Annotated in this window: 4 protein-coding genes, 1 tRNA gene and 1 other RNA gene (1 of these 6 cut by a window edge); all 6 read left to right on the top strand. The window is 40.7% G+C overall.

What is annotated here, in order from left to right; translation table 11 throughout:
* Positions 1 to 28, top strand: a tRNA-Gly gene (locus ACT6XC_RS07940); it begins 144 nt to the left of the window's first position.
* Positions 29 to 133: 105 nt separating this feature from the next.
* On the top strand, positions 134 to 1495 hold the full coding sequence (gene tig / locus ACT6XC_RS07935; RefSeq protein ID WP_443741405.1) for a trigger factor: 1362 nt from the start codon (positions 134 to 136) through the stop codon (positions 1493 to 1495).
* Between the two features lie 137 nt (positions 1496 to 1632).
* Positions 1633 to 2253 carry an ATP-dependent Clp endopeptidase proteolytic subunit ClpP gene (gene clpP / locus ACT6XC_RS07930; RefSeq protein ID WP_443738729.1) on the top strand — a complete coding sequence of 207 codons (621 nt, stop codon included), beginning with the start codon at positions 1633 to 1635 and terminating at the stop codon, positions 2251 to 2253.
* A complete protein-coding gene (gene clpX / locus ACT6XC_RS07925) occupies positions 2253 to 3545 on the top strand; it encodes an ATP-dependent Clp protease ATP-binding subunit ClpX (protein WP_443741404.1) in 1293 nt (430 codons plus the stop codon). The genes clpP and clpX overlap by 1 nt, the downstream gene beginning before the upstream one ends.
* A gap of 77 nt (positions 3546 to 3622) precedes the next feature.
* Positions 3623 to 4007: a transfer-messenger RNA gene (gene ssrA / locus ACT6XC_RS07920) on the top strand.
* Positions 4008 to 4081: 74 nt separating this feature from the next.
* Entirely contained in the window at positions 4082 to 5404 is a 1323-nt protein-coding gene (locus ACT6XC_RS07915) for an aminopeptidase (RefSeq protein ID WP_443741403.1), read from the top strand.
* Positions 5405 to 5776: the final 372 nt, after the last annotated feature.

Genomic DNA, 5776 nt, shown 5'->3' with positions numbered 1-5776 from the left:
GTCGCGGGTCCGACTCCCGTTTCCCGCTCTATGCAAAGCGATTTGGATTTCATCTGAATCGCTTTTTTTTATTACGGAATCTCCAATTTTTTTTAGAGGTTTCAATTATTTTATTTTTTCAAGGGGCTAAAAAGTGAAATTCACAAAAGAAATCACAAAGCTTGAACACTCGGCAGCAAAATTAACAGTAACAGTTGCAAAAGAAGACGTAGCAAACGGTTATAAAACAACACTCGGAAAATATGTAAAACAGGTTCAGATTCCAGGATTCCGCAAAGGTCACGTACCAGCATCGGTTCTTGAACGCAAATACGGCGAACAGATTAAAATGGAAGCAGCCGGCGACCTCATCGACAGCGTATTAAACGAAATTTTCCAGGACGAAAAAGAGCTTTCAAACCGCCCTCTTCCTTATGCGCAGCCAAAAATGGACGAAATGCCAGCATTTGACACTGCAAAAGAATTTACTTTCACTGTAACTTACGACGTATTCCCTTCCGTAGAAGTAAAAGACTTCAACGGAATTTCTGTAAAAGAACCACAGGTTTCTGTAGGCGATGCAGAAGTTGAAGAAGAGCTCAAAGGAATTCAGGAAAGAAACGCTGCTGTAATCGACAAAAAAGAAGATGAAAAAGCAGAAAAAGACAACATCGTTACAATCGACATTGAAGAGATCAGTGAAGACGGAAAAGTTGTAGAAGGAACAAAACGCGAAGGTTTCACATTCACTCTCGGAACAGCAGAAAACGTTTACAAAATCGACGATGACATCATCGGAATGAAAGCAAACGAAACTAAAGAAATCACAAAAAAATATGCAAAAACAGACGCTGACAAAAACCTTGCTGGAACTACAAAAAAATACAGCGTAACTGTAAAGCAGATTAAAGTCCGCAATCTTCCTGCACTCGACGACGATCTTGCACAGGACGTAAGCGACAAATACAAAACTCTTGCAGACTTGAAGGCTGACATTCTCAAAAACCTCAACATTGCAAAAGACAGAAAAATCAAAGAAATCAAGGTAAACTCTCTCCTCGAGCAGCTTATCGAAAAAAATCCAATCGAAATTCCTGCAAGCATGCTTCAGGCAGAACTCAACGGTCGCTGGGGACAGATGGCACAGCAGTTCCAGACAACTCCAGAAGATCTCGAAAGAATGGTTGTAGCTTCTGGTCAGAAAAAAGAAGATATGCTCGCACATTGGACTGGCGATGCAGAAAAAATGCTTAAAAGCAGAATCATCGTAGATTCACTCCTTAAATCAAAAAATATTTCTGTAACTCCAGAAGAAGTTGAAGAAGCATACCAGAAACTTGCAGATTCAAACGGTGTTTCAGTTGAAGATGTAAAAAAACACTACGCTGATCCACGCGCAAAAGAATGGTTCATCGACGATGTAAAAGAACAGAAACTTTATGATGATATTTTTGCACAGATTAAGGTTGCAAAAGGCGACAAAACTTCATTTGCAGACCTTTTCAAGGCAAACTAATTTTATAAAAGTTTAAATGTGAACGGAATGTGACAGAAAAAAATCTTGTTTACATTCCGTTTTTTTTTGGACTTCCAGATTTTTTTTGTTATATTTAAAATATCTAAAGAAAATCATACCAGATCGGAGCAACATACATGAACGAAACAATGAATAATTTAGTACCACAGGTAATCGAAAGAAGCGGAAACGGAGAACGTGCTTACGATATTTTTTCAAGACTTTTAAAAGACAGAATCATCTTTGTTGATGGCGAAATAAATGACGTTACGGCAGATTTGATTGTAGCGCAAATTCTTTTTCTTGAATCAGAAAATCCAGATAAAGACATAAGCATGTACATCAATTCTCCAGGCGGAAGTGTTACAGCAGGTCTTGCAATTTACGACACAATGCAATACGTAAAATGCGACATTCAGACAATCTGTATCGGCCAGGCTTGCTCAATGGGCGCTCTGATTCTTGCTGGCGGAACAATAGGCAAAAGATTTTCTCTTCCTTCAAGCCGCATCATGATTCACCAGCCTTCAGGCGGAGTTCGCGGTCAGGAAAGCGATATTACTGTCCAGGCAAAAGAACTTTTAAGAATCAAAAAACTCTCAATTGAATTTCTTGCCGAAAAAACAGGAAAATCTTACGAGCAGGTTGCAAAAGACATTGAGCGCGACTTCTACATGACCGCCACAGAAGCAAAAGAATACGGCATTGTTGACAAAGTCATGCCAAAAAGAGTTTCATCAAATAAAGAGGCAAAATAATGTTAGGATTTCATAACGAAAACAACCGCTGTTCATTTTGCGGAAGACCAGGCGGAGAAAAAAGACCTCTGGTTGCAGGCGGTCCAAACAACGAACTTCGCATTTGTTCTCAATGTGTAGAAGCCTGTGAACAGTATCTTATCGGGCTGGAAAACGAAAGTAGCCTTACACCCATCGACTTAAGCGATGTTTCTTCTCCAAAAGAGTTTAAGGAATATCTCGATCAGTACGTTGTAGGTCAGGATTACGCAAAAAAAGTCCTTTCGGTTGCAGTTTACAATCACTATAAAAGAATGGCAGCCCAAAAATCAGGCTCGCTCCCAGATTTTGAAGCCGACGGCGAAGACAAGGTAAAAATAGAAAAATCAAACGTTCTTCTTATCGGACCAACTGGAAGCGGAAAAACTCTTCTCGCAAAGACACTGGCTCAAAAACTGAACGTTCCTTTTGCAATTGCAGACGCAACAACTCTTACGGAAGCAGGCTATGTCGGCGAAGACGTAGAAAACGTTCTTCTTAAGCTGATCAACGCCGCAGACGGAAATGTTCAGGCAGCAGAACGTGGAATCATCTTTATTGACGAAATCGACAAAATCGGCAGAAAAAGCGAAAACACTTCGATAACCCGCGATGTAAGCGGAGAAGGCGTACAGCAGGCTCTACTTAAAATCATTGAAGGAACAATTGCCTCAGTTCCACCTCAGGGCGGACGCAAACATCCAAACCAGGAAATGATTGAAATCGACACGACGAACATCCTCTTCATTTTGGGAGGAGCATTTGTTGGAATCGATAAAATTATCGAACAACGTATTGCAGGAAAAACAATGGGATTTGGCGGAAACGTCGGAACCATGGACGAAGCCCAGAAGATGGAACTTCTAAACCAGTGCACACCAGACGACCTTGTAAAATTCGGTCTTATTCCAGAAATCATCGGTCGTATGCCAATCACTGTAGCTCTCAAGGAACTTACAAAAGCAGACTTAACTCGAATCCTTACAGAACCAAAGAATTCCATTATAAAACAGCTTAAGGCAAGTTTTGCGCTTGATGATTTGGAACTTGAATTTACACCAGACGCACTTGAAGAAATCGCCGATATTGCAATAAAACAAAAAACTGGGGCGCGAGGACTCCGCTCAATCTGCGAAAAACTTCTAATGGATCTTATGTACGAAGCTCCAAGCATCAAGGGGAAGAAGAAATTCACCGTCACAAAGGACATTGTTCTTTCAGGAAAACTTCCTTCTCCAGAAACACTTTTAATCGGTTCAAAAGTAACAGCATAAACAAAATAAAGCGTCAATCTACAGCATTTTGATTGACGCTTTTATTTAAATTTACTATATTTTTATAAAGAATAAATGGGGGTGCACCGGTTTCGACGACTGTGAATAATGCACTTACTGCATGTGGGAGTGAAGGTTCCCAAAACTGACAAAAAAATAACTGCAATTTTCGCAAGAAAAGAAGAAGAAGTTGTTGAAGCTTCTTCTGCAGAAGCTCTCGCTGCTTAGTCTGCGTTAGCCAGAACGCTTAGGGTGCTGTTCCTAACTTTAAGTTGTTCTGTTACAAACAGGGACTTGCCATAAATCATTTCAGTCGGATTTGTGGGACTTTTTAGGCTGAATACGGAGACAATGCTTGTTATGCTGCCAAGTGTTTCCCGACAACCAATTCGCATAACTAAACATGTAGATGTATTTGGATTACACTTTCGGACGGGGGTTCAATTCCCCCCATCTCCACTTTTATAAAAGCCACGGATTTTTTCGTGGTTTTTATTTTTTAATTTGCAAACTTGTTTTTTACAGGAGAATAAAAAATGTCAGATTTAATCCATAATTACAAAAACTTTCTGAACAATGGAAAAACAGAGCGTGAATGCGCAAAACAAATAGTCGAACTTGCCGAAAAAAACGGCTACAAAGACTTAAACTCAGTTTCCAGCGTAAAACCAGGCGACAAGGTTTATATTCAAAAAATGAATAAAGCAGTTGCCCTTTTTGAACTCGGAACCGATTCACTAGAAAAAGGTTTGAACGTCTTGGGAGCGCACATCGATTCACCTCGTCTTGACATAAAGCAAAATCCGCTCTACGAAAAAGATTTTGTGGTTTACTTAAACACTCACTATTACGGCGGAATAAAAAAATATCAGTGGGTAACAATGCCGCTCGCCCTCCACGGAGTTATCTGCACAAAAGACGGAAAAACAGTAAATATCTGTCTCGGAGAAGATGAAACAGAACCTATTTTCGTAATAAGCGATATACTTCCACATCTTGCCCAAAAGCAAATGAAAGAAACCGCCTCAGATTTTATTCCCGGCGAAAACCTTGACTTGATTGTCGGCTCTGAAAATCCTGTAAAAGACTCAAAAGAAAAAGAAGCTGCCAAAAAAAACATTCTAAAACTTCTAAAAGAAAAATACGGAATCGAAGAAGATGATTTTGGCTCGGCAGAACTTGAAGTAGTTCCAGCAGGAAAAGCACGCGACCTCGGACTCGACAAAAGCTTAATCTTAGCATATGGACAGGATGACCGCTCGTGCGCATTTACTTCGGTCCAGGCGCTTTTCGACTCAAAAGCAGGAAAAAAAACACTCTGTTGTATTTGCGTCGACAAAGAAGAAATCGGCAGTGTCGGTGCAACAGGAATGGCAAGCCACTTTTTTGAAAACGCCGTTGCAGAACTGGTTGCACGCACAAAAAACGGATTCAGCGAATTAACCGTTCGACGTTGCCTTGCAAACTGCTCAATGCTGTCAAGCGACGTAAACGCAGCATACGACCCAATGAACGCAGACCTTTTTGACAAAAACAACGCATCGTTTCTCGGAGGCGGAATTGTATTCAACAAATACACAGGAAGCCGTGGAAAAAGCGGAGCAAGCGACGCCAACCCAGAATTTATCGCAGCCTTAAGAAAAGTTCTTGACGAAAACTCAGTAAAATACCAGATGGCAGAACTTGGAAAAGTCGATCAGGGAGGAGGCGGAACAATCGCATATCTTGCGGCAAAATACGGAATGAACGTTTTGGATGCAGGGGTAAGCGTTTTGAGCATGCACGCACCTTGGGAAATTACAAGCCAGTTCGACATCAAGCAGGCATACGAGGCTTACAAAGCATTCTTAACACTGTAATTTTTTCAACTTTAACAAAAAAAGCACTTCATCAAAATGAAGTGCTTTTTTTATTCTGGACGAAATTTTGTGCTCTAACGGTGTTCCGGGATTCCGCTTTCGCTGCATTTGTCGGGGCTGTCTTAGAAGTTATCCAACACTTCATAAGGACAGCTTTTTTTTTCATTTCAAAATCCTTTTTCCAGAAATCGACTTTTCCCTGTTCGTTGGTTTCTTAGCTCAGTCTTGCAATTTGCTTAAAATCATAACCAAGCATCAGCAAGCCACATTACATTGATATTTTCGCGGCACTGTTTTGCTATCTGGCGTGAAGAATAAACTCGTCCAGACTCGGTGGTAACAGCCATCTTTCTTCCTGGCTGTATGGTTTGA

The organism is Treponema berlinense (assembly GCF_052273165.1).
Classification (GTDB): domain Bacteria; phylum Spirochaetota; class Spirochaetia; order Treponematales; family Treponemataceae; genus Treponema_D; species Treponema_D berlinense_A.
This window is presented reverse-complemented; position numbering and strand designations above follow the sequence as displayed.

Excerpts from the sequence above, each read along its gene's own strand:
- clpP (WP_443738729.1), top strand. The coding sequence starts at position 1,633 with ATGAACGAAACAATGAATAATTTAGTACCACAGGTAATCGAAAGAAGC.
- clpX (WP_443741404.1), top strand. The coding sequence starts at position 2,253 with ATGTTAGGATTTCATAACGAAAACAACCGCTGTTCATTTTGCGGAAGA.
- ACT6XC_RS07915 (WP_443741403.1), top strand. The coding sequence starts at position 4,082 with ATGTCAGATTTAATCCATAATTACAAAAACTTTCTGAACAATGGAAAA.